This window comes from Megasphaera sp. MJR8396C (assembly GCF_001546855.1).
Classification (GTDB): domain Bacteria; phylum Bacillota; class Negativicutes; order Veillonellales; family Megasphaeraceae; genus Megasphaera.
Genome location: NZ_KQ958153.1, coordinates 92,483 through 115,616, shown reverse-complemented (window position 1 = coordinate 115,616; position 23,134 = coordinate 92,483). Strand labels below are relative to the sequence as shown.

Sequence of the window (23,134 nt, the reverse complement as noted above, 5' to 3'; positions counted from 1 at the left end):
GTAAGCCCAGCTGTCGGACGGAACGTCGACAAACGGGTTCGCTGCGAAAGCACAAGTTGCACCAACGGCCATAGTTGCTACGAGAGCTGCTAATACTTTGGATTTCATGAGTAATAACCCCTTTTCGATTTAAGATTGAGTTTCTGTGAGCCTTACACCATTACGGGCGAGAGTCGAAACGTATTCTTCAAGGGTTCATTGGCGAGTTGTCCTAGTTTCCTCTCTTTTACTGCCTTGAATCACATCGTTTGTCCGCTCTATCGGGCGAGTGCTGCCTGCCTTCGCACCACACTCACTGTAATGATTATACATTTTTATTTTTAACCTGTCAAAATAAGGTGCCTCGTGAAAAATTTCTTTATTTTTAAACATCGGCTTCATTAAGCCGTTTTTATTTGTGAATTTACTAACTTTTTACGATTTACCTCCGAGTAATTTTACATATTCATCCATTTCCCGTTTATTTATTCATTTCATGCAATATTTGTCAATTTATATTTCATATTGGGAATACATTTCACTTTGGTAACCTCATAACGTTTTAATAAAGCCGTCTCCGGTGATGAAACGGCTCAACTCATGCATTCTGCTGAAAATCAAAAAAAGGCCCTTTGATAAGTTCTATCGCTTATCAAAGGGCCTCTTCGATCATTGATTCTGCTGCAGGCTGTTGCGGAGCTCGGCGATTTCGTCGGCTAACTTCTGTTCTTCCGCTTCGTTCCGCTCGATGGTGATGGTGAAGGCCATGCCTTCATCGGCCCCTTCGGGCAGGAGTTCGACGGGAAATGGGAGTTCATGTTCATCATCATTCAAGACGATATAGGCTGTCTGTTCCGTAATGCGGTCGATGCTGCCGATGAGTTCTTTTTTCATCTTATTCATGCTCCTTTTCAATGCTGTACGACGAACCGTCGGTCTTAATGGTAATGACGCCGTTGCGGTCCGTCCGATAGACGTCGACATGGTATTTCTGAAGGGTCTTCAAGGTCGGTTCATGAGGGAATTTATAGGAATTATTGACGCCGCAGGAAATGGTCGCCGCCTGGGGGGCTACGGCCTTGATGAAGGCATCGGATGACGAGGTCTTACTGCCGTGGTGACCGACTTTCAGGATGTCGGCCTTGATGTCCTCTTTGAGGAGCTGGTCTTCGACTTCCTTCTGGGCGTCGCCGGTAAACAGCATGGAGAACTTGCCGTAAGTCATCTTGCAGACGATGGAGTTGTCGTTGGTCAGGCCGCTTTCCGATACACCCGTCGTATTATCCTTGGTGAAAATCGTGCCCGGCGAGAGGACCGTAAAGACGACGTCGTCACCGAGGGTCAGGCTGTCACCCTTTTTCAAGACCTTATAAGGGATCTGCTTGGCCTTGATGTTCTTTAAATAGTTGCGGTACATGACCGTATTGGCAACCTGGCCGTTATCGTAAATCTGTTTGATAGGAAAGGCTTTAAACAAGGCCGCCATGCCGCCCATGTGGTCGCCGTGGGGATGGGTGATGAGGACGGCATCGAGTTCTTTTACGTTGCGTGCCTTCAGCTGCTGTACTAAAGAATCGCGGCTGTCGACGTCGCCCGTATCGATGAGCATGTTCTTACCCTTATACTGGATGAGGGTGGCATCGGCCTGACCGACATTCAAGACCGATATTTTCAGGTCTTTATCGGAGTCGGTCAGGGACTGAACGGCACTGGCTCCGGACGAGGCCATAGACGTGACGCTGTTGGCACAACCGGCCAAAATGAGCATCAAGGTCAGTAACAGGGTTAAGGGAAATAACAAAAATCTTCGTTTCTTCAACTTACTTGCCTCCAATTAAGGGCTGCTGCAAAATGGGCAGGGCCAGATTTTTTTCGAGGTCGGCTAAGACGCTCGGTACGGCATCAGCCGTTTCCATAGGCGTAAATCCATAGGGGCCGCGGTCTTTGCGGCAGGCATCGCCAGCAGCGCCGTGGAGATAGACGCCGGCACAGGCAGCACTGCAGAGGTCGCTCATGCCCTGATGGGCCGTCATGGCGGCGATCATCCCGGTCAGGATATCACCCATGCCGCCGCAGGCCATGCCGGCATTGCCCGTCGGGTTGACGTAGACGTTGCCCGTCTTAGCCGATACGATGAGGGTCGGAGCCCCTTTGAGGACCAGGTTGACCTTCCAGTCGGCGGCAAAGGCCCGGGCTCTTCCGATGAGGTCGTCTTTAATCTCATCCAGAGAAAAACCGCTGAGGCGGGAAAATTCCGCCAGGTGGGGCGTCACGATGAGGCGGTGGCCTATGGCCGAGAGGAATTCTTTTTCACCGGCCAGGAGGTTCAAGGCGTCGGCATCGAGGACGACCGGGCAGGTTACCTGTTCCAGGACGCGCTTTAAAAAGTCCCGCGTCCCGTCGTCGCGGCCCATGCCCGGGCCCATGGCCAGGACCGACCAGTGGTTGCTTTCTGCGATGATGGACTCGGCATCGTCTGCCGTAAAGCAGTCGCCGGTCCCGACGCTCTTGACCATGACTTCCGGCTGGACACCGATGCAGTAGGGCCCGACCTTACCGGGTACGCGGAGAAAGACTTTTCCGGCACCACTGCGGACGGCGCCGTGAGCTGCCATGAGAGCTGCTCCTGCCATTTGGCTGCTGCCGGTGACGATGGCAATCGTCCCGTGACTCCCCTTATGGCTGTCGGGGCTGCGGGGCACGACGATTTCAGCGATGTCCGACTGCTGCAGTAAATAGACGGCATCGTCGTTGGCGCCGTAGAGGAGCGGCCCCGGCATGCCGATGGAGTCGACTTCGATATGGCCGGCGCAGGCCCGTCCGGGATAGAGGGACAGTCCCCGTTTCAAGACGCCGAAGGTGACCGTCATGTCGGCAAAGAGAGGGCCGTCTTCTTCATCGTCGCCATGGCTGACAACACCCGTATCGGCATTGACGCCCGTCGGCATGTCGACGGCAATGACCGTCACGGCTCCGACGGCAGAGGCCACATTGACTTCAGCGACGATGGCTGCTACGGGCTGGCGCAGGCTTCCGTGAAAGCCTGTGCCGACCATGGCATCGATGACGATGGACGAGGCGTGAAGCCGTTTCCGCAAAAGCTGCCAGTCTTCCGGGCTTTCCGGTGCCGACAGGAGCAGGCACGTTTCGTCGTCAGCCAATTCCTGTAAGGTATGCAGGTGCTGCCGCGCTTCATCACTGTAATCGGCTTCTTGGCCTAAGATGTAGACATAGGCTCTGGCGCCGGCGGCTAAGATATAACGGGCGATGACGAAGCCGTCGCCGCCGTTATTGCCCTTGCCGCAAAAGAGGACGACGTCCTTGCCGTCCCAGCCTTCGATCCATTTCTCGGCTCGTTCGGCGACGGCGCGGCCGGCGTTTTCCATCAGCACGGCCGGCGCTATAGCGTAACTTCCGTGCATGGCTTCATAATCCATTTGCCGCATCTGGGCGGCAGTATTTATCTTCTTCATGGCAGTCTCCCTTCTCACTCCTAAAAGTTATCGACTTCTTCGCCCTTTACAGGACGACAAAAGCGACGGCATAGTCGCCGTCATGGGCGATGGACAGGGACGGCGGCTGGCAGCTCTTTTCCCGTACGGCCTCGGCGTAGACGCCGTAAAGGCGGTACTGCGGCGCCCCCAGTTCATCGTGGACGACTTCGACGTCGGTCCATTTTCCCTGGCGAAAGCCCGTTCCCAAGGCCTTGAACAGGGCCTCTTTGGCCGCAAAGATGCCGGCCAGGGACTCCGTCCGCCACGACGTTCCTTTTTGGCAATAGGCCAGTTCCTGTTCCGTAAAAAAACGGCCCAGCGACGTGCCGTGACGCCGCACCAAGTCGTCCATACGGCTGATTTGTACAATATCCGTCCCGCAGTGCATACATTCCTCCAAAAAAAGAGCCGCAATCCCCTCAGGAACTGCGGCAAAGTTAACTACCACTTCTGCATTCGGATACAGACGCCCAGCCCTTCCAGCAAGACCCGGAAGGTCGTAAAGGACACGGTCATATCATCGTGAAGGCCGTGGGCTACTTTATAGGAAATCGTAACAGTTTGATGCTGGTAATCGTACCGAAAGCCGTGTAAATTCGTTTCAAAGGTATATTTCGGTGCCGGAATGGAAAACTTCGGCGGCTTCTCGACTTCCAGCCCGTGAATGAGCCGCTCCAAGGTCACGCGCTTGGGCAGTTCAGACTGCAGCATTTCTTCTGTAAAGCTATCCAATACAGACATGAATCCCCCTAGTCTTCTTCGTCGAAGAAGTGCTGATGAATGGCTTTGACGGCCTTATCGACAACTTCTTCCGCAATGAGGCAGGTAATACTGATTTCCGACGTAGAAATAATTTCGATGTTGATATCATTGTCGCTGAGGACACCGAACATGCCGGCAGCAATGCCCGGGTGACCGGCCATACCGGCGCCGACGACAGAAACCTTGGCCATCTTGTCGTCGATGATGATGTCTTCGACGGGCATTTCGCTGCGCAGGGATTCGAAAACCGATTCGGCTTCTTCCAAGTCCGTGCGGGCAATGGTAAAGGTAATATCCGTAACGCCTTCGTTAGCGTAGCGGACGCTCTGAACGATCATGTCGACGTCGACGTTCTTTTCTGCCAATTCAGAAAAGACGCGGTAGGCAAACCCCGGTTTATTAGGAATTCCGAGAACGGTGATTTTAGCCACATTTTTATCCGAAGCGACGCCGCGGATGAGATATTGTTTGACTTCCATAGAGCAATCCTCCTGTATCATAGTTCCTTCATCTTCCGAAAAAGTCGAGCGCACGTAAATGGGAACGCCGAAGCGGCTGCCCATTTCGACGGCCCGGGGCTGCATGACACCGGCGCCGAGTTTCGCCATTTCAAGCATCTCGCCGTATGTGATCTGATCGATTTTTCTAGCATTGGGAACGACACGGGGATCGGACGTGTACACGCCGTCAACGTCGGTATAGATTTCACAAACATCAGCGTGGATAGCGCCGGCGATAGCGACGGCTGTCGTATCGGAACCGCCGCGGCCGAGGGTCGTGATGTCACCATGACCGGTAATGCCCTGGAAACCGGCAACGACGACAATATTATCTTGTTCCAGTGCCTTCATGATACGGGCCGGCTTCAAGGCCAAAATACGGCCTTTGTTGAAGGCATCACTGGTCTTGATGCCTGCCTGAGCACCCGTAAAGGAGACGGCCTTCTGACCGGCTTCCTGGAATGCCATGGCCATGAGAGCGATCGAAACCTGTTCGCCCGTCGTCAGGAGCATATCCATTTCACGGCCGTAAGCCTTAGAGGTAATCTGCTTTGCTAAGGCTACTAAATCATCGGTCGTATCCCCCATTGCAGAAACGACGATGACGATTTTGTCTTCAGGCTTTTTCCCTTTTAAGACCCGTTGCACAATAGCACGCATTTTGTCCGGCGTAGCTACGGAGCTGCCGCCAAACTTCTTAACGATTAATGCCAACTTAAATCCCTCGCTTTTGTTTGTTTAAGTATTCCTTGCCGTGGTAATTCATTCTTATGGTTCAGGCCAACAGAATCCACTTATTGCAATAATATCATGGACGGCCATAAATGTAAAGGGACTGCCGCATGCTGTCATATCACGCAACAGTCCCTGTATTTCCAGAGTGATGAGTAATCAGTAAGCCGAGTTTTGTACTGCTTGCGCAGCAGCAATCATCTATCTAGACATACTGTTGCCAGCATGTTCAAGCGACACAACCCGGAAGATCAGCGGGCCGCTTCATCCCTTCCCTATTCGGTCTTGCTCCAGATGGGGTTTACCTAGCCGGCACATTACTGTACCGCTGGTGCGCTCTTACCGCACCGTTCCACCCTTACCACTTTCGTGGCGGTACACATTTCTGTGGCACTGTCCCTAAAGTCACCTTCGCCGGCCGTTAGCCGGCATCCTGCCCTGCGGAGCTCGGACTTTCCTCTAATGCCGAAGCACTAGCGATTGCCTTTCATACTCAACGTCTTATAGAATATCATATTTTCGGATCGCCGTCAATGAGCATCGACGGCCTTGTCATGCCGTTACTGCAAGATACGGCGGATGTCGGCCACGGCCTGGTTCATGTCTTTCTTTCCGACGATGGCCGAAATCATGGCAAAGGAACGGAATCCTTCGTCGTACAGGCTGCGGATGTTGTCCAGGCTGATGCCGCCGATGGTGACGACGGGCAGGCTGAAGTTCAGGGCAAAGGCCTTGGCTTCCTTACTTACGACGTCATCGGCATCGTCCTTCGACTGGGTCGGGAACATGGGGCCGAAACCAACGTAATCGGCACCGTCGGCTTTGGCCTGTTTCATTTCGTCGATGGTATTGGTCGAAACGCCGATGAAGACGTCCGGACCGGCGAGCTGGCGGACGACCTGGGCCGGGGCATCATCTTGGCCGACGTGGATGCCGTCGGCCCCGCAGGCGATGGCAAGATCCGTCGAATCATTCATAATGAAGGTCACATCATGGTCATGGCAGAGTCTGGCAATGGCGCTGGCTTCTTCGTACTTAGCCCGCCATTTCTTATGCTTTTCCCGGTACTGGATAATGGTGACGCCGGCGGCGATCAAGCCCTTGGCTACGTCGACGTTGTTTCGGCCCAGGCAGAGTTCTTCATTGCCCATGATGGCGTAAACCGGATCTTCTAATAAATGTTTTACATGGTCTTCTTTGGTCATAATATAACTACCTTCCTTATCATGGCGTCTGCACGGCGCTTTAAATTAAAGACTGTATCATGTCCCGTGACGTCGGGTCGCGCTGGCAGTCGATGTCCCAATGGTGTTCAGCCGACGCTTCTATCAGTCTCCGGCAGAGGTCATCGACGACAGGGGATTCCGTGCCGAAGTGGCCGCCGTCGACGACGACGATGCCCTGCTTAAAGGCTTCCTGAGCGTCGTGGTATTTCATATCGCCGGTCAGATAGAGGTCAGCCCCGGCCTGTTTCGCCAGATTAATGAAACCGGCCCCACCGCCGCCGAGGAGGGCAACGCGGCGAACGGTCACATCCGTATCGCCGGCATAGGACAAGGCGTCGCGATGGAGGATGTCCTTAATCTTTCGAAGAACGGCTGCAGCCGGTTCCGGTGTCGGCCAATTTCCGACGCGGCCCATGGTGAAGGAATGGACGGCATTTTTCAAGGGATAGATGTCATAAGCCGGTTCTTCATAGGGATGAGCCTTGACCATAGCCGGCAGGACCTGATTGAGCAGGCTTTCCGGAACGATGGTCTCGATCCGTTCTTCAGCTACTGTTTCGACCTTGCCGACGCTGCCGATAAAGGGATTCGTCCCTTCATGGGGCTTGAACCGCCCTTCTCCCTTGACGGTAAAGGAACAGTCACTGTAATTTCCGATATAGCCGGCACCGCTGTCAGCCAGGGCCTTACGCAGGGCGTCACTGTGGCTTTCCGGGACGTAGACGGCGATTTTATAGAGCTTGTCCTCAGAAACGGGAACCAGGCCTTCGACATCGGTCAGGCCCAATAACCCGGCCAGGACGTCATTGACGCCGCCGTCGGCGCTGTCGAGATTGGTGTGGGCACTGTAGACGGCGATGTGATGGGTCAGCAGTTTTTGGTACATGGCCCCGTTATACGTATCGGTCCGCAGCGATTTAAGCCCGTCGAAGATGACCGGATGGTGGCTTACGATCATCGTGACGCCCTGTTCGATGGCGTAGTCGACGGTGTCCATCATGACGTCTAAGGTCACCAGCAGCTTGTCGACAGTTTCATCGGGATTCCCGATGAGAAGACCCGGATTGTCCCACGACTCTTTTAGCGACAAGGGCGCCCAGGTATTCAATACGTTTACGATTTCACCTACTGTAACTGACATTTCAAGTCCCTCCAAAAGGATAATTCCTTTTCCATTGCTTCAATTTGAACGTGCAGGTCGCGGCGGCTCTTCTTGAGGCCAGCCAAAATCCGCCCCTTGGTTTCCATGAGGATTTCGATCTTGCGGCTGAGGAGCGGATTGCGGCGCTGCCAATTGACCGGGCCCAGTTCATACTGCCACTCCGGCAGGGCTTCGGCTTTTCCCGGAACAGCCCGCAGCAGTTCATAGAGACGGCCGTCGTCGATGACCAGTCGCTCATCTTCGATGTGCCAGTCCTTTTCATAGAGATAACGCCGAAGGTCGCCGCTGTCACTCTGAGGCTGAAGGACGACGAAGTCAAAGGACTGCCAGACGTCGTATGACTGCTGGAGGATTTTTATCATCAAAGAACCGCCCATGCCGCAGATGACGGCGCCGTCGGCTTCCCCGCTTTCGACACAGGTCAGTCCGTCGCCGAGACGGCAGTCGATGCGGTCTTGAAGGCCGGCGCCTTCGACGTGAGCCCTGGCCGCCGCTAAGGGGCCCGGCACGATATCGGCGGCAATGGCCGACGGGCACCACCCCGTTTCACAGGTGTAGACCGGGATATAGGCGTGATCCGTCCCGATATCGGCGATGACAGATCCCTTGGGAATCAAAGACACGGCAGCCTCGAGGCGCGGCGTCAATTGCATAACAAACACATCCTTTATCGTTATATACTATTTTATTATACCCATAGGGCCACTCCTTGACAAGGACGACCCCAAAAGCTCGGGGCACAAAAAAGACTGCCCGAGGCGGACAGTCTTTTCATTAATCTTATTTCGACAAGGCGACGATCGTTGCGATGGCAGCGACGCCGATGGCGATATTGGCTTTGCGGTTTGCCTGGTCGACATCTTTTTTAGGATTTTCCTTTTCTTTCCAGTCGTTCTTGTACTTCTTATCGTTTTTATACTTCTTGTAATTCTTGTCGTTCTTATCTTTCTTATCGTTGTGGTTGTCGCGATGGCGGTTGTTATCCTGCTGTTCCCACTGCTGCTGATCGTACGGTCTCGGTTCGGCAGCCTGAGCCGTCAAGGCAGCACCGCTGAAGGTTGCCACCGTAATCACCAAGACTAAAGCCATGCGCATTATATTCTGAAACTTCTTCATAAAAATCAACCCCTTTATTTAAGATTGATTATAGTATACGCATCAGCCGTTACAATTCAGTCACAAGGCCATTCCAGCGCGACTACAAATCGCTTTCTTTTTCGTAAACGACCCAGACGCCCTTCTGACCGACCCATTTCCACTTGCCGGGCACATCCTGCAGGAAGTGGGCTTCATCCTGATCGTTGACCAGGGCCAGGACCTTGTCGTGGTTGGGCAGGTCTTCGATGGCCATGAAAGGCATGACGTTCTTGGCATTCCAGCTGATATCGCCGGGAAGGAGGTCACGGATGCGGTCGGCCTTAGCCAGGCGATAGGCCTGATGGCCGGAGTAATAGGTCTGGGACACGGAGTAGCGGCCGCCGAACATGACGACTGTCGTCTGATCGTCGGCCATGGTGCGGACAATCTGGGAGACGCCGTACGCCGAGGCCTGCTGGCACTGGGGAATGATGACCATATAGGTCACGGCGACGTAAATGGCAAGAACGATGCCAGCCATGTTGACCACCAGGCGGTCGTATTTTTTCAAATAAGACGCAAAGCCGATGGCAATGGGGATCATGTAGGGGAAGGTATAGGTCATGTACTTCGTCGCCATGAACTGGTAGGTAACGAAGATGGTGACCGCCCAGACGATGAGGAATTGGGTCTTCATGGAAAGGGCCGGCAGGCTTACCTTCTTTTGCCGCCAAAGGGCTGCGATCTTCCGGGTAAGGCCGTAGTCGCGCCAAGCCAGGGGCAGGGTAAAGACCCAGGGAATGAAGCCGACTAAGAAGATGGCACTGTAGTAATACCAGACGTCGTATTTCGGATGTTCCGAAACCGTCGCCCGCAGGACGTTGTGAACGCCGATGAACTGGCTGATGAAGGCGTCGCCGTGCATCAGATACATAGGGACGTACCAGACAGCCGTAATGGCCAGAAACAGCAACAATCCGGAAATCATTTTAATATGCAGCAAGGCTTTTAAATCGCGGCGCCACAAGAGGAACAAGAGGATAATGAGTCCCGGCTGCAGGAGGCCGATTGGCCCTTTAGTCAGCACCGACAGGCCGGCAAAGGCGTAGGCTGCATAATAGAAGGCCGGCTTCTTTTCACTGTAGGCGATGTAAAAGGCCATGAGGCAGGCCGAATAAAATACGAACAAGGTCATATCGGTGATAACGGCCTTGGATAAGTAGAAATATTCGACGGTCGTCATCAAGATGAGGCCCGTGAAAAATCCCGTTTTCTTGTCGTACAGGCGGGCCGTAAAAGCGTAGGCTAAGAGGACGCCGGCGATGCCGAAGAGGGCCGGGAAGAAGCGGGCGGCAAAATCGCTGATGCCGAATAATTTAAAAGCAGCGATGAGTTCCCAATAAAAGAAAATCGGTTTATCATACCAATAATTGCCAAAAATACGGGGCGAAAAATAGTCGCCCGAAGCCAACATTTCCTTGGCCGTCAAGGCATAATTCGATTCGACAGGGTCGGTGATGACCAACAAGTGATTGCCAACGAAACAAAGAATGGCCGTCATGACGGCTAGGACGACAGCCGGTCGTGACAATACAACCTGCCAGAGCCGCTGGGCAAAATGAACCAGTCCCGGCCCTTCTTTCTTCATCTGATAAGTTTCCATGTTATCCTTCCCTTTCTATACATCTCTAATGATGGCTACAGTATAGGGTGGGAAGTTAAACAAAGTTTGAACAGACTGACAATAAACCGGGAATGATCCTTAAAAAGAGCGCTTATCCGTGGAAGCGGTAGCCGGCTCCCCAGACCGTTTCAATATAGCGAGGTTTGGCCGTATCTTCTTCGATTTTTTCGCGAATGCGGTTGACGTGGACTGAAACCGTCGCCGTTTCCCCCAGGGCTTCGCTGCCCCAGACGCGGTCAAAGAGGGTTTCTTTACTGAAGACGATGCCCGGGTTCTTGGCGAAGAACAAGAGGAGTTCAAATTCCTTATTGGGCAGGCTCACTTCCTCCCCTTTGACGAAGACGCGGTGGCCGCTTTCGTCGATTTCAAGGCCGTCAAAACAGAGGGCATGGCGATGGACTTCGCGGGCCGTCAGCTGTTCATAGCGAGCCAGATGGGCTTTGACGCGGGCCACGAGTTCATTGGGGCTGAAGGGCTTTACGATATAGTCGTCGGCACCGAGGCCCAGGCCGCGGATCTTGTCGATGTCTTCCTGGCGGGCCGATACGAGGATGATGGGAATATCCTTCGCTTCGCGGATGGTGCGGCAGATTTGAAAACCGTCCCGACCGGGCAGCATGATGTCGAGGATGATGAAGTCGTAAGCTTCCTGAAGGGCCTTCTTTTCCCCGGTGTCGCCGTCAAAAGCCATGTCGACGGCAAACCCGTTAGCTTCGAGGTAATCCCGCTCCAATTCAGCAATGCCCTTGTCGTCTTCAATGATTAAAATCCGTTTCATCTTATGCCTCCCCTTTCGGTAATCGAATGCAAATGGTCAGTCCCTTAGGCTCTGTCTGGCGGGCCCAAATGGTGCCGCCCATGGCCAAAATAATCTGCTGGACCACGGACAGTCCCAGGCCGCTGCCTTTGGCAGAATTGCTGCGAGCCTTATCGGTCCGATAAAAACTTTCAAATATTTTCGCCAAATCGGCGTCGTCGACGCCGCGGCCGTCGTCGGCAAAGGTCAGGAGATACCCGTCCCCGTCCCCGTCGAGACGGACCGTCATTTGGCCCTTCTCCTGATCCTTATATTTCAGGCTGTTGCCGAGGATATTTTCAAGGACCCGTTGGAATTGGATCCGGTCCAGGCGCACGACAGCCTGATCGACAGCCGACACAAAACGGACTGCCAGTCCCTGAGATTCGTAGAGCGGCGCCTGTTCCCCGACGTAATCGGCAACGTAGGCCTTGATATCGACGGCTTCCCAGTGGAAGGGAATCTGCCCCAGATCGAGCTTTGAAAAGAGGAACAAGGTCTGGACCAATTCGGCCATGTGGCGCGACGTATCCCGGATCATGGCCACATAATGGCGCTGCTTTTCTGGCGTATTGGCAATGCCGTCGACAAGACCGCTGGCGTAGCCTTCGATTTTCGTAAGCGGCGTCGATAAGTCGTGAGAGATGCCCGCCAGCAGTTCCTTGCGGTTCTGATCGAATTTTTCCCGCGTATCCCGGGCGGCCCGCAGTTGGAGCCGCATCTGTTCAAAGGACTGGCAGGTATCGCCGATTTCATCGCGGGACAAGATGGGCACCGGGTGGTCCAAATCACCCTGGCTGATGGCATCGGCCATGTCCCGCATCCGTTCGACGGGTTCGACGATCTGGCGGGCCATCCAGCGCGACAAGGCAAAGCCGACGGCAACGGTCAGCAACACGGCCAAGACGGCCAGGACGTAGAAGGCCAGCTTCAACACGTCTTTCGAGGACAAGTCGATGTATTCCGACTCGGGGTACAAGGGTACGGCGCCGGCCACGGCCAGGTGAACGTCAGTATGGGGCGAGACGTAATAAAAGCGCAGGCCCTTCCCGGTCCAAGAGAAGTCGGCGTGCCCCTGAGGTTCCCCGTCGGTCACCAGCTGATGCAGGTAGTTGCTGTCGATGCCGGCCGTATCGTAGAGCTGCTTGCCGTCCCGCCAGATGGACACATTGAGGCCCTGATCCTCTAAATGATCGGCAGCCTGCAGCAAGGGCGCCAAATCTCCGTCATAGCGGTCGGCCCGGACGCGGAGGCGGCTCAGTTCAAACTGGATCGACATGTTCTGCCCGCTCTCAGGCCAAATGAAGGAAATGACGCCGGCCCGGTTGATATTGCCGAATTGGAGTCCCAAAAAGATAGCGATGCTGACGATTCCCGTAAATAAGACGGGAATAAAGATCATGATAAAGTTAGAAAACAGCAGCCGTTTGCGCAGCGGCCAGTCGCGTAATTGCATACCCATCACCTATTTTTATATAAGATTGAATTTTTCTAGTTTATACCTATAGGTTAAACAAATTTGAAAGAAAATGCAATTTTTCCGGCAATTCTCTTTTTGCCCCGACTCGTAAAGTCTGTTATAATAAGACAAAAATCTATTAAAACGCTATTGTTTTATAAGGGGTGGTAATACATGACTCAGATTACAGCAGAAACTAAGGAAGAATTACGCAGCCGCTTCCCCCAATTCGTCGAAGCGACCAAAGCTTTTTACGCGAAAGAACTGCCGCCCGGCAAATATAAAGGTACCTCCGGTAAATTCGGCAGTTACGGCGAACGGGGCGCCAACAGCAGCATGCTGCGCCTCCGCTTCTCTGGCGGCGCCATCGGTCAGGCCCACATCGCCTTCTTAAAAGAAGCCCTCGAAAAATATAACGTCGACCTCGTCCATTTCACGACCGGCGAAGCCCTGCAGATCCATCATCTTGACGAACAATCGGTCCTCGACCTCTATCAGGACTGTTTCGACCACGGCATCTACTGCGCCGGCGGCGGCGGTGACAATCCGCGCAACATCACGGCCAGCCCCCTCCACGGCATCGCCCCCGGCGAATACTTCAATATGACGCCTTACATTAAGGCTGCGGCCAGCTTCGTCATCAACCTCATTCCCAAATTCAACCTGCCGCGCAAGTACAAAATCAGCTTTTCCAGCGGCCGCGACAACGAAGGCCACGCGACCTTCAAGGATTTAGGCTTCGTCGCCCGTCCCGATCACACCTTTGACGTCTATGCCGGCGGCGGCTTCGGCGTCAACGGCTCGCGCTTCGGCATCCTCATCGACGAAGGCATCGATCCCATGGACATCCCCTATTACATCTTAGGCTACGGCCGCGACGTCTACATGAAGTACGGCGACTACGAACACCGGGCCAAGAACCGGTCGCGGTTCATCCTCGACCAGCTCGGCGAAGACGCCTTCCGCAAAGCCGTCCGCGACGCCGTCGAAAAAGCCCGTCAAGAAGGGATTCCCGAGTTCTCCCTCGAAGAAGAACCGGCCCTTACCAAGAGCGGCGCCGACGATACGGTCCTTTCCGATTTCCGCATCCGCAAGCAGAAACAAGAAGGCCTCTACCACGTCGAATACAAGCCCTTAGGCGGGACGCCGAAGGTATCGGTCTTTAAAGACCTCTTAGGCCTGCTGTCGACGATGGAAGGCGCCGAAATCCGCCTCAACGCCGATGAAACGGCATACATCATCAACCTTACGGCCGACGAAGCCCGCAAGGTTGCCGCCCTGACCGCCGACGATACGGCAACGACGGCCTTTGAACACTCGGTCAGCTGCATCGGTGCCACCGTCTGCCAGCAAGGCCTCCGCGACTCTCACGGCATGCTGGCCGAAGTCGCAAAGACCTTGAAAGACCGCGGCGTCGACAGCCATTTCCTGCCCAAGTGCCACTTCTCGGGCTGCCCGTCAAACTGTGCCGTCCAGCAGACGGCTGCCCTCGGTTTTCGCGGTGCGGCTAAGAAAGTAAACGGCGCCATGGAACCGGCCTTCAACGTCTATGCCGGCGGCAGCTACGCCTTAGGCAAGGGCGTCGTCGCCGAACAGATCGGAACGATTACCTCGAAAAACATTCCGGCCTTCTTCCTGGCCTTAAATGAAGTCCTCCTCAAAGCGGGCCAGCCTTATGATGAATGGTATCCCAGCCATCAGCAGGATCTTATGGCCTTGATCGAATCTTTCGAATAATACGCAAAAAAAGGAACTCTGAAAAGAGTTCCTTTTTTATATACCTTAATGAAAAGTAAGCACGCCTTGCCCAACTGCAAAAAACGGTACCTGACAGAGGGACTGTCAAGGTACCGTTTTTATTAGTGGTTCAAGTAATGGTAGGCTTCCATGGCGGCAATGGCGCCGTCGGCGGCAGCCGTCACGACCTGCCGCAGCGATTTATGACGGATGTCACCGGCTGCAAAGACGCCGGAAAGGTTGGTATGCATCTGTTCGTCGGTTACGATGTAACCGTCTTTCAGGGTCAGGACGTCGGCAAACATATCTGTCGACGGCACGATGCCCAAGAAGACAAAGAGGCCCATGAAGCCGTCTTCGGCCGGCGCTTCGATCTTCGTCGTTTCGCCGGTCTTGACGTTGCGGACCGAAAGCCACTGGAGCTTGCCGTCGCCGCCGGCATCGTCGATGACGGAATCCCACATAAAGTCCAGCTTTTCATTAGCAAAGGCCTGTTCCTGCAAGGCTGGAACGGCACGCAGGGCATCGCGGCGATGGACGACAGTGACCTTACGGGCAAAGCGGGTCAGGAAGATGGCTTCCTGAATGGCACTGTCGCCGCCGCCGGCGACGTAGACATTGAGGCCGCGGAAAAAGCCGGCATCACAAGTAGCGCAGTAGGAAATGCCATGACCGATCAGCTTGGGTTCACTGGGAATTCCCAAGGGGCGATGGTTGGCACCGGAGGCGATGATGACCGTACGGCCGCGGTAGGTATCGGATCTGCCTACCAGTTCCTTGACGTCACCGGAAAGCCGGGCTTCGACGATCGAATCGAGGGCCCTCTTTACGCCGAAGTTCTTCGCCTGCTGAGCCATGCGCATGGAAAGGGACATGCCGCTTTCCCCTTCCAGCATCTGCCCGGGATAGTTTTCAAGATCTGCCGTGAGCGAAATCTGACCGCCGTCCTGGCCCTTTTCGATGAGCAGGACCGACTGATTGTTGCGGCCGGCATAGATGGCCGCCGCAAGGCCCGCCGGGCCGGCACCGAGAATCAATACATCATAAATCATGGCGTTCCCTTCTTTCATAACAACTTAGAGGAGTGCGTCGAGCTTTTCTTTCAAGGCATCGGCCGATACGGCACCGATGGCCTGGTCGACGACTTTACCGTCTTTGATGAAGACGAAGTTCGGAATGCTCATGACCTGGTAATCCTTGGCCAACTGCGGTTCAGCATCGGTGTTGACCTTGCCGATTTTGATTTTGCCGGCATATTCTTCAGCAAAGTTAGCGACGACAGGACCCATCATCTGGCACGGGCCGCACCAGTCGGCATAAAAGTCGATCATGACCGGTTCTTTGCTTTCTAAGACTTCTTGTTGAAAATTATCAGATGTGAATTTGTATTCCATGAGGAAGACCACCTTTCTGTAAATGACTTGATTTTTTCTTTTGATACGTATATTATACATGGTATGTAAAACTTATCAAGTACGAAGTTTTTTTGGAGGTAGTACGAAAAAACGGACTACGGAAGGATGACTAACCATGAACCATGAATCGATCTGTGAAAATATAGCCGGCCAAGGCTGCGGCCTGAAAAAGGTCTTAAATATCATCGGCGGCAAGTGGAAAATCCTCTTGCTCTGCGTCATCGACGACAAGGGCGTCATGCGCTACGGCGAACTGCGCCGGGCCGTCTACGGCATCACCAATACGATGCTGGCCCAATCCTTAAAAGAAATGGAAGAAGACGGTCTCATCGAGCGCCGACAGTACCGGGAAATGCCGGTCCGCGTCGAGTATTCCCTGACCGAAAAGGCCCACTCCATGATCCCCATCCTACTGGAATTGAAGCACTGGGGTGAAAAACATCTCTAAACGCCAAGCATCCCGCCTCCCAGAAAAAAGGAGACGGGATTTTTTTATCTGAAAAAGGCCGTTCTAAAAGGCGGCTAGCGCCCCTTGGCCTTCATGGTGTGCATGACCCAATGATAGGATCCGCCGGTAAACAAGGCCGCCATGACCCAGCAAATGGGGCTGGCGCAGCAGATGCCGAAGTAGCCCCACATGGCCGCCAGGACCAGGGCCGATACACTGCGGCCGCCCAGTTCCAAGAGGCTGCTGATGAGGGGCACGCTGGCGATGCCGATCCCCTGAAGGGCGTTGCGGTAGACAAAAATTTGACCCAAAAAGATATAGAAAGGAACGGACATCTTCAAATACAAGAGGGCCTGTTCCATGAGCAGGTCATCGTGAACGGTCGTGAACAAGGAGATGACGTTGCAGCCGAAAAAGTACATGGCCACGGCAGCGGCGGCACAAAAGGCCAGAGAGACCATCGAACATTGGCGGACGCCCTGGCGGATGCGGTCATACTTTCCGGCACCGTAGTTCTGGGCCGAATAGACGGCCATGGCGATGCCGAAGGAAATCATGGGCTGCAGGGCCAGCTGTTCGATTTTCGTCGCCGATACGAAGCCGGCAATCGTTTCCGGCCCAAAGGTATTGCAGACCGATTGGAGGATCAAAATGCCCATGGAAATGATGAGGAATTGAACGGCCATGGGAAGGCCCAGGCGCAGGTGCTGCCAGGCAAAGGCCCGGTCAAACTGCCAATCGCTGCGGGTCAGGCGCAGCATGGGAAAACGCTTGCGCATAAAGGCAAAGCACATGACCGCCGATACGCCCTGGGCGATGACCAAGGCAATGGCCGACCCCGGCACGCCCCAGCCAAAGACGACGATGAACAACAGGGCCAGAGCGATGTTCAGGAGGGACGATACGATGAGGAAATAAAGCGGCGTCCGGCTGTCGCCCAAGGCCCGGCAGATGCTGGACAAGAGATTGTAGGCCATCATGGCGACCAGCCCTAACACGATGATGATCATGTAGTGGTAGGCATCGTCGTAGAGGATACCGGATATATTCATGACCCTCAGGATGAGGGGCATAGAAAGGCTGACGACGGCCGTAACCAAAAGGGTAATGGCAAAGGCCAATATCGTCGACGTCGCCACGGAACGGCGCAGGCCTTCCATGTCTTTGGCGCCAAAACGCTGGCCGACGATGACCGAAAAGCCCGCCGACAGACCGATGGTCACGCCAAAAACGGACATATAGACAGGGGCGACGGCGCCGACAGCGGCTAAGGCATTGACGCCGATCGTCCGGCCGACGATGATGATGTCGGCAATATTATAAAATTGCTGGAAGACGTTGCCGATCAGCAAGGGCACCGTAAAGGCCAGGATCAGGCTGATCGGATTGCCCGAAGTCATACTGCGAACCATCGAATCATCCTCTCTTTGCAGTACACAGAACCTATAGTGAAATAGTTTTATTATACCACCTTGTGTCGGAAAAACAAGGTCTAATTCAGTTTTAACAAAAGGACAAATCCGTTAATTGTATTCTTAGAGTGGACGTGTACAATAGATACATGACAGTCCGTCATCCAAATCATCTTATGGAGGTGTCGTCATGACCCTAAAAGCATTTTCTCCGATTCCCTCCTGGCTGCCCCCTTTTTCGACAGTCCCCCGCGGCCAGCTGATCACCATCTATGCCTGCAAGGGAAAAGCTCCCTTCGGAACCATCGAAACCGACGAGGATCACCTCGTCTGGCAGCCGTCGCGGTCGGGAAAGGCCGTCACCAAGGCCTTGGCCCTCATGAAAGAGTATAATAAAATCGCCGTCGTCGAAGACTTTCGCATCCTGCCCGACTGCATCCAAGTCTTTATTCTCTATCGAAAATATCACCAGCGCCTGCCCGAGTGGTTCATCCGACGCCTAAAAAACTTCCTGACCCGCCACATCACCGGCGGCGAGATTCCGACGGCACCGATGTGGAAACAAGGGGCTCACACCCAATTGGTCTATACCGATGCGGCCCAGCAGGCCATCATCGAAAGCCTCCATGATGACCTCCACCACTGGCGGTATAAGGGCCGTCTCGGATGAGTTCTGTACGTCAGCCTTATCCTTGCCCCCCCTCTCCGGAAGCGGGCAAAAAAAGAGTCCGAAATACGTGTTTCGGACTCTTTACGGCTGCGGCGGCAGGCCGGTTTGCAGCAGATTCGGCGTCTTCATCTGCCGCTCGCTGCACTGGTTGACGTAGTTATAGAGCAGGGCTTCTAAAAAGCGAAGATCGTCCCTCCTCAGGTTTATTTTTTCATCCGTCCCCCAAGGGTAGCGGATGAGGGTCTGCCAGGTCTGGCGCACGGCCGGCGTGAGCTGCCGTTCGGCCATGTCGTCCCTATGCTGGTAGTCGATGTAGTAGACCGGCTGGCCGCAGTACCCCTGACCGCGGTAAAAGACGCGGGCTTCTTCCGTTTCGGGCAGAAAGCCGGTCAGCGCCAGGAGCTGCCAGCCGGCGATGAGGGTGACGATGCGGACGTCCTTGATTTCGATGGCCCGTCCGTAAAGCCGTACCAAGCGGTACAGTTCCTCATCTCTTTCGCCGCTCGCCGTCAGGAATAGGACCATTTCGACGAAGATCTGTGAATAGACGTAGCCGTCCCAGGTCAGGTCGCGAAGGCGCCGATTGGCCCGGCAATCGTATTCAGTCAAGGTGTGGACGCCGTCCTTTTCAAAGACGTCGAAGGAAATCTCCGCCAGGGGCGACAAGGCGCCGTAGCCCATCTTGCCCTGGGTGCTGCGGCGGGCCAGGACGTGGAGAATCCCTTCCTGGTGCGTCAAAATGGTGAGGACCAGCTGCTTGGCGCTGGTCTTTTTTACGGCCAGGATAAGGCCGTCATACGGTCGTGACGGCCGCTGGCCGAAGGAACGACTAGTCGCCATGGCTGTCACCGTCCCCTTCACCCGTCCCTTCTTCTTCGGGCGGCGGCGGGATGGGAACAGCTCTCAGGCGAACGATGCGGAAGCGCTGCATTTCAAGGACTTGGAACCGGTAGTTGCCGATGGTGACTTCGTCGTGGACGATCGGCGTATGGCCTAAGGCGTTAAAGACGTAGCCGCCGATGGTATCGGTATCGACGTCGTCTTCGACGGGGATGTGCAGCAGTTCTTCGACGTCGTCGAGGAGGACCGTCCCGGCAAATTCGTAAGCGCCGTCGGGAAGGGGCTGAATCTCTTCTTTTTCCGTCGTGTGTTCGTTCTGAATGGCGCCGACCAATTCTTCCAGGATATCTTCGAGGCCGATGAGGCCGACGGTGCTGCCGTATTCATCGACGACCATGGCCAGGTAGGTACGGCGCATGCGCATGAGCTGGAGCAGTTTCGACGCCGGCATGATTTCCGGAATGGTCAGGATCGGCCGTTTGATGAGGTTGAGGTTGCTGCGCTTATGGATGTAGAGATCCATGATGTCCTTGATGTGGACCAGGCCCAGGATATGGTCCTTGTCGTCTTCACACAAGGGGTAGCGCGTATGCCGCGACTGGCGGATAGTCTGCAGATGCTGGTGCATCGTTTCTTCCGTGTAGAGGCAGACGATATCCTGTCGGGGCACCATGATTTCTTTAGCTAACAGGTCGGCAAAGTCGAAGACGTTGCCAATGAGCTCGCTTTCGACTTGGTCGATCTTCCCTTCTTTGTGGCTGGCCGTGATGAGCATCCGGATTTCATCTTCCGAATGGGCCAGGTCGATTTCGTTGGTGACGTCCAGGCCGCGGTCGGCTAAGATGAGCCGTCCCAGGCCGTTGCCGAGGACGATGAAGGGCAGCAGCGGATGGCTCCAGGGATGGATGAGGCGGTGGACCATGCGCAGGCTCCGTTCCGGCCGCTGAAGGCCGACGGATTTCGGGATCAATTCGCCAAAGACCCAGAGGATGAAGCAGAGGATGATGGCCACGACGAGGTCGATGAGCCATAAGATCCAGACGTGGCCGACGTAGGGTTCGAGGAGGCCGTAGAGGCTGTAGAGGATGCAGAACCCGGCGGCACCGGCGACGAGGCCTGACAGGGCCATACCTAGCTGGGCCGTCGCTAGGAAGATAATGGGCTTATCGTACAGGGAGAGCAGCGGCTTTAAAGATACGTCGCCATCGCGGATGAGTTCTTCCAAATATTCCTTGCGCAGCTGGGCAAAGGCGAATTTCCCGGTCACGCAGACGGCGCTGATAATCAGGCAGATCAGAAAAATTAGAAAACATTGGACGATGAGTTGTGCTTCCATCTTGTCGGCCCCCTACTCGTTTTTATAGCCGAATTCGCTGAGGGCTGCCGCCTTGTTGCGCCAGTCCCGCTTGACCTTGACCCAGATGTCGAGGTAGACCGAAGAACCGAGGAGGTTTTCGATTTCCTGACGGGCCAGGTTGCCGATTTCTTTCAGGACAGCCCCGTTCTTGCCGATGACGATGCGCTTTTGCGAATCCCGTTCGACGTAGACTGTGACCCGGATGTAGACCTTGTGGTTGCCCCGGTCCTTCATTTCTTCCGTATAGACGGCGATGGCGTGCGGCACTTCGTCGCGGGTGCAGCGGAACAGCTTTTCCCGGACGATTTCAGCCACCAGCAGTCGTTCGGGCTGGTCGGTGATCATGTCGTCGGGGAAGTATTTCGGTCCTTCCGGCAGAATCTTTCGCAGTTCTTCGACGACGGCGTCGACGTTGTCCCCCTTGAGGGCCGAAATGGGAATGACCTGGGCAAAGGGATAGAGTTCGGCATATTCGGTGATCTTAGCCAAAATCTCTTCTTTGCTCATGAGGTCGACTTTATTGATGATGAGGAAGACGGGAACGCCCGTATCCTTGATCTTTTCGAGGACGAATAAGTCGCCCGGGCCCTTCTTTTCATTGCCCGAAATGAGGAACAATACGGCGTCGATATCGCGTAGGGACTGGTAGGCCGCTTCATCCATGAATTCCCCCAGCTTATGCTTGGGCTTGTGGATCCCCGGCGTATCGAGGAAGACGATCTGACAGGCCTCGTCTGTATGAATGCAGAGGATGCGGTTGCGCGTCGTCTGGGCCTTGTCGGAGACGATCGAGACTTTATGCTTGATAATGCGGTTGATAAGGGTCGATTTGCCGACGTTGGGGCGGCCGACGACGGCGACGAAGCCCGATTTAAACGATTCCATAACGATAGTAGTTCCTCCCTATAATTCCTCGCCTTGGCGGACGTAGTCCAGGCGCTGTAAGATAAATTCTTCTTCTTTGCGCATTTCGGCCTTGTCTTCCGGTTCCATGTGGTCGTAGCCTAAGATGTGCAGCATGCCGTGAATGGTAAGGTAAGCCAGTTCCCGTTCGAAGGAATGGCCGTATTCGTCAGCCTGTTCCTGTACCTTTTCGAGGGAAATGATGATGTCCCCCAAAAGGGCCGTGTCCGGGCCTTCGTAACCGTCTTCTTCGCCTTCGTTGAGGGCAAAGGACAAGACGTCCGTCGGCCGGTCGATGTCGCGGTACTGCTTATTCAAGGCGTGAATGTAATCGTTGTGGCACAAGAGAATGCTGATTTCTGCATTCGGGCCGAGACCGTAGACTAAGGCCGCTTCCTGGCAGACCCGTTCGATGACTTTTTCATAGTCTTCTTGTTCGAATGAAGGATCTTCATAGTTGATGTTGATATGCACGAGTGGTACCCCCTTTGATACAGTGTCCCCCTGTCCTTTCGGGCAGATCATTTATCTTTATAGTAGTTTTCATAAGCTCTGATAATGCGGCCGACCATGTCGTGGCGGACGACGTCTTCGTCACTGAAATGGACCATGCCGACACCTTTGACGCCGGCCAGGATCTTTTCTGCCTCGGTCAGACCTGACATGCGGCGGTCGACGAGGTCGATCTGGGTAGCATCGCCGTTGACGACGACCCGGGAATGATTGCCCATGCGGGTCAGGAACATCTTCATCTGTTCCCGCGTCGTATTCTGGGCTTCGTCGAGGATGATGAACGATTCTTCTAAGGTCCGGCCGCGCATATAGGCCAGCGGCGCTACTTCGATGATGTTGCGCTCGATGAGCTTTTGGAACTGGTCATAGCCGAACATATCGGCCAGGGCATCGTATAAGGGGCGCAGGTAAGGATCGATCTTTTCCTGCAGGTCCCCGGGCAGAAAGCCCAGTTTTTCGCCGGCTTCGACGGCCGGGCGGGTCAGGATGATGCGTTCGACTTCACGGTTCTTGAGGTAAAAAGCAGCCAGGGCTACGGCAAGATACGTCTTCCCCGTCCCGGCCGGGCCGATACCGAAGGTAACGAGGTTCTTGCGGATGGAGTCGACGTACTGTTTTTGTCCCAGCGTCTTGGGCTTGATGAGGCGATGGCGGGCAGAAATGCCGACCGTATCTTCATAGAGGCTGCGCAGTTCTTCGCCCCGCCCGGCTTTGATGAGGCCTGCCGAGTAGCGGACGTGCTGGGTCGTGAGGTAGGTATTTTCCCGGAACAGGTAGCGCAGGGCGCCAAAGACGTCCAGGACTTGTTCGACGTCGGTGTCACTGCCGACAATCATGGCCGTATCGCCGCGGACGGCAATGCGGCAGTCGGGAAATTCACGCTGCAGCGTCTTCAGGAATTCATCTTTCATGCCCAGGACGGCCCGGGCTTCACGCAAATCGGAAAATTGCAGTTTCTTTTCTACCAA

The 23,134-nt window shown here is 54.6% G+C and carries 24 protein-coding genes and 1 other RNA gene; 3 read left to right on the top strand and 22 right to left on the bottom strand.

Going from position 1 to position 23,134, the window contains the following annotated elements:
• Positions 1-648 precede the first annotated feature (648 nt).
• The 14 genes from HMPREF3201_RS02410 to HMPREF3201_RS02345 form a co-directional block, all read right to left on the bottom strand.
• The gene (locus HMPREF3201_RS02410; protein ID WP_227163239.1) at positions 649-882 is read right to left on the bottom strand and encodes a DUF3006 domain-containing protein; all 234 of its coding nucleotides are present in this window, start codon (positions 880-882) and stop codon (positions 649-651) included.
• Entirely contained in the window at positions 875-1,798 is a 924-nt protein-coding gene (locus HMPREF3201_RS02405) for a ComEC/Rec2 family competence protein (protein WP_062411567.1), read from the bottom strand. The genes HMPREF3201_RS02410 and HMPREF3201_RS02405 overlap by 8 nt, the downstream gene beginning before the upstream one ends.
• Position 1,799: 1 nt before the next feature.
• Positions 1,800-3,452 (bottom strand): bifunctional ADP-dependent NAD(P)H-hydrate dehydratase/NAD(P)H-hydrate epimerase, encoded by a 1,653-nt coding sequence (locus HMPREF3201_RS02400; RefSeq protein ID WP_062411566.1) that lies wholly within the window; start codon positions 3,450-3,452, stop codon positions 1,800-1,802.
• A gap of 46 nt (positions 3,453-3,498) precedes the next feature.
• A complete protein-coding gene (gene acpS, locus HMPREF3201_RS02395) occupies positions 3,499-3,861 on the bottom strand; it encodes a holo-ACP synthase (protein ID WP_062411565.1) in 363 nt (120 codons plus the stop codon).
• A 53-nt stretch (positions 3,862-3,914) separates the two neighbouring features.
• Positions 3,915-4,214: a hypothetical protein gene (locus HMPREF3201_RS02390; protein ID WP_044503494.1), complete on the bottom strand. Its 300-nt coding sequence runs from the start codon at positions 4,212-4,214 to the stop codon at positions 3,915-3,917.
• A gap of 8 nt (positions 4,215-4,222) precedes the next feature.
• Positions 4,223-5,449: an aspartate kinase gene (locus tag HMPREF3201_RS02385; RefSeq protein ID WP_062411564.1), complete on the bottom strand. Its 1,227-nt coding sequence runs from the start codon at positions 5,447-5,449 to the stop codon at positions 4,223-4,225.
• Positions 5,450-5,615: 166 nt separating this feature from the next.
• Positions 5,616-5,963, bottom strand: an RNA gene (gene rnpB, locus HMPREF3201_RS02380) — RNase P RNA component class A.
• Between the two features lie 64 nt (positions 5,964-6,027).
• The gene (gene thiE, locus HMPREF3201_RS02375; protein WP_062411563.1) at positions 6,028-6,672 is read right to left on the bottom strand and encodes a thiamine phosphate synthase; all 645 of its coding nucleotides are present in this window, start codon (positions 6,670-6,672) and stop codon (positions 6,028-6,030) included.
• A 40-nt stretch (positions 6,673-6,712) separates the two neighbouring features.
• Positions 6,713-7,834, bottom strand: a complete 1,122-nt coding sequence (locus HMPREF3201_RS02370; RefSeq protein ID WP_062411562.1) for a Nif3-like dinuclear metal center hexameric protein — start codon at positions 7,832-7,834, stop codon at positions 6,713-6,715.
• The gene (locus HMPREF3201_RS02365; protein ID WP_062411561.1) at positions 7,819-8,508 is read right to left on the bottom strand and encodes a tRNA (adenine(22)-N(1))-methyltransferase; all 690 of its coding nucleotides are present in this window, start codon (positions 8,506-8,508) and stop codon (positions 7,819-7,821) included. Before HMPREF3201_RS02365 ends, HMPREF3201_RS02370 begins: the two co-directional genes overlap by 16 nt.
• A 127-nt stretch (positions 8,509-8,635) precedes the next feature.
• Entirely contained in the window at positions 8,636-8,971 is a 336-nt protein-coding gene (locus HMPREF3201_RS02360; RefSeq protein WP_062411560.1) for a hypothetical protein, read from the bottom strand.
• 82 nt (positions 8,972-9,053) lie between these two features.
• Positions 9,054-10,595 carry an ArnT family glycosyltransferase gene (locus tag HMPREF3201_RS02355; RefSeq protein WP_082709375.1) on the bottom strand — a complete coding sequence of 514 codons (1,542 nt, stop codon included), beginning with the start codon at positions 10,593-10,595 and terminating at the stop codon, positions 9,054-9,056.
• A gap of 112 nt (positions 10,596-10,707) precedes the next feature.
• Positions 10,708-11,394, bottom strand: a complete 687-nt coding sequence (locus tag HMPREF3201_RS02350; protein ID WP_062411559.1) for a response regulator transcription factor — start codon at positions 11,392-11,394, stop codon at positions 10,708-10,710.
• 1 nt (position 11,395) lies between these two features.
• On the bottom strand, positions 11,396-12,868 hold the full coding sequence (locus tag HMPREF3201_RS02345) for a HAMP domain-containing sensor histidine kinase (protein WP_062411558.1): 1,473 nt from the start codon (positions 12,866-12,868) through the stop codon (positions 11,396-11,398).
• Between the two features lie 177 nt (positions 12,869-13,045).
• Here HMPREF3201_RS02345 and HMPREF3201_RS02340 point away from each other — a divergent pair, with 177 nt between their 5' ends.
• The gene (locus HMPREF3201_RS02340) at positions 13,046-14,608 is read left to right on the top strand and encodes a nitrite/sulfite reductase (protein WP_062411557.1); all 1,563 of its coding nucleotides are present in this window, start codon (positions 13,046-13,048) and stop codon (positions 14,606-14,608) included.
• A 122-nt stretch (positions 14,609-14,730) separates the two neighbouring features.
• Here HMPREF3201_RS02340 and HMPREF3201_RS02335 read toward each other — a convergent pair whose 3' ends face one another.
• Positions 14,731-15,678 carry an NAD(P)/FAD-dependent oxidoreductase gene (locus HMPREF3201_RS02335; RefSeq protein WP_062411556.1) on the bottom strand — a complete coding sequence of 316 codons (948 nt, stop codon included), beginning with the start codon at positions 15,676-15,678 and terminating at the stop codon, positions 14,731-14,733.
• A 6-nt stretch (positions 15,679-15,684) separates the two neighbouring features.
• Positions 15,685-16,002, bottom strand: coding sequence for a thioredoxin (gene trxA / locus HMPREF3201_RS02330; RefSeq protein WP_062411555.1), 318 nt, complete (start codon positions 16,000-16,002; stop codon positions 15,685-15,687).
• 136 nt (positions 16,003-16,138) lie between these two features.
• On the opposite strand from trxA, the gene HMPREF3201_RS02325 reads away from it, so the two are divergent.
• Positions 16,139-16,471: a winged helix-turn-helix transcriptional regulator gene (locus HMPREF3201_RS02325; RefSeq protein ID WP_062411554.1), complete on the top strand. Its 333-nt coding sequence runs from the start codon at positions 16,139-16,141 to the stop codon at positions 16,469-16,471.
• A gap of 74 nt (positions 16,472-16,545) precedes the next feature.
• On the opposite strand, the gene HMPREF3201_RS02320 is transcribed toward HMPREF3201_RS02325, so the two are convergent.
• On the bottom strand, positions 16,546-17,883 hold the full coding sequence (locus tag HMPREF3201_RS02320) for an MATE family efflux transporter (RefSeq protein WP_062411553.1): 1,338 nt from the start codon (positions 17,881-17,883) through the stop codon (positions 16,546-16,548).
• A gap of 190 nt (positions 17,884-18,073) precedes the next feature.
• On the opposite strand from HMPREF3201_RS02320, the gene HMPREF3201_RS02315 reads away from it, so the two are divergent.
• Positions 18,074-18,553 carry a hypothetical protein gene (locus HMPREF3201_RS02315; RefSeq protein WP_062411552.1) on the top strand — a complete coding sequence of 160 codons (480 nt, stop codon included), beginning with the start codon at positions 18,074-18,076 and terminating at the stop codon, positions 18,551-18,553.
• Between the two features lie 81 nt (positions 18,554-18,634).
• On the opposite strand, the gene HMPREF3201_RS02310 is transcribed toward HMPREF3201_RS02315, so the two are convergent.
• The 5 genes from HMPREF3201_RS02310 to HMPREF3201_RS02290 are packed head-to-tail and all read right to left on the bottom strand — an operon-like array spanning position 18,635 to position 23,134.
• Positions 18,635-19,393, bottom strand: coding sequence for a DNA repair protein RecO (locus tag HMPREF3201_RS02310; protein WP_062411551.1), 759 nt, complete (start codon positions 19,391-19,393; stop codon positions 18,635-18,637).
• Complete coding sequence (locus tag HMPREF3201_RS02305; RefSeq protein WP_062411550.1) at positions 19,383-20,729, bottom strand: hemolysin family protein; 1,347 nt, start codon at positions 20,727-20,729, stop codon at positions 19,383-19,385. Before HMPREF3201_RS02305 ends, HMPREF3201_RS02310 begins: the two co-directional genes overlap by 11 nt.
• A gap of 12 nt (positions 20,730-20,741) precedes the next feature.
• Positions 20,742-21,635 (bottom strand): GTPase Era, encoded by an 894-nt coding sequence (gene era, locus HMPREF3201_RS02300; RefSeq protein ID WP_062411549.1) that lies wholly within the window; start codon positions 21,633-21,635, stop codon positions 20,742-20,744.
• A gap of 18 nt (positions 21,636-21,653) precedes the next feature.
• Entirely contained in the window at positions 21,654-22,127 is a 474-nt protein-coding gene (gene ybeY / locus HMPREF3201_RS02295; protein WP_062411548.1) for an rRNA maturation RNase YbeY, read from the bottom strand.
• A gap of 47 nt (positions 22,128-22,174) precedes the next feature.
• Complete coding sequence (locus tag HMPREF3201_RS02290; protein ID WP_172980539.1) at positions 22,175-23,134, bottom strand: PhoH family protein; 960 nt, start codon at positions 23,132-23,134, stop codon at positions 22,175-22,177.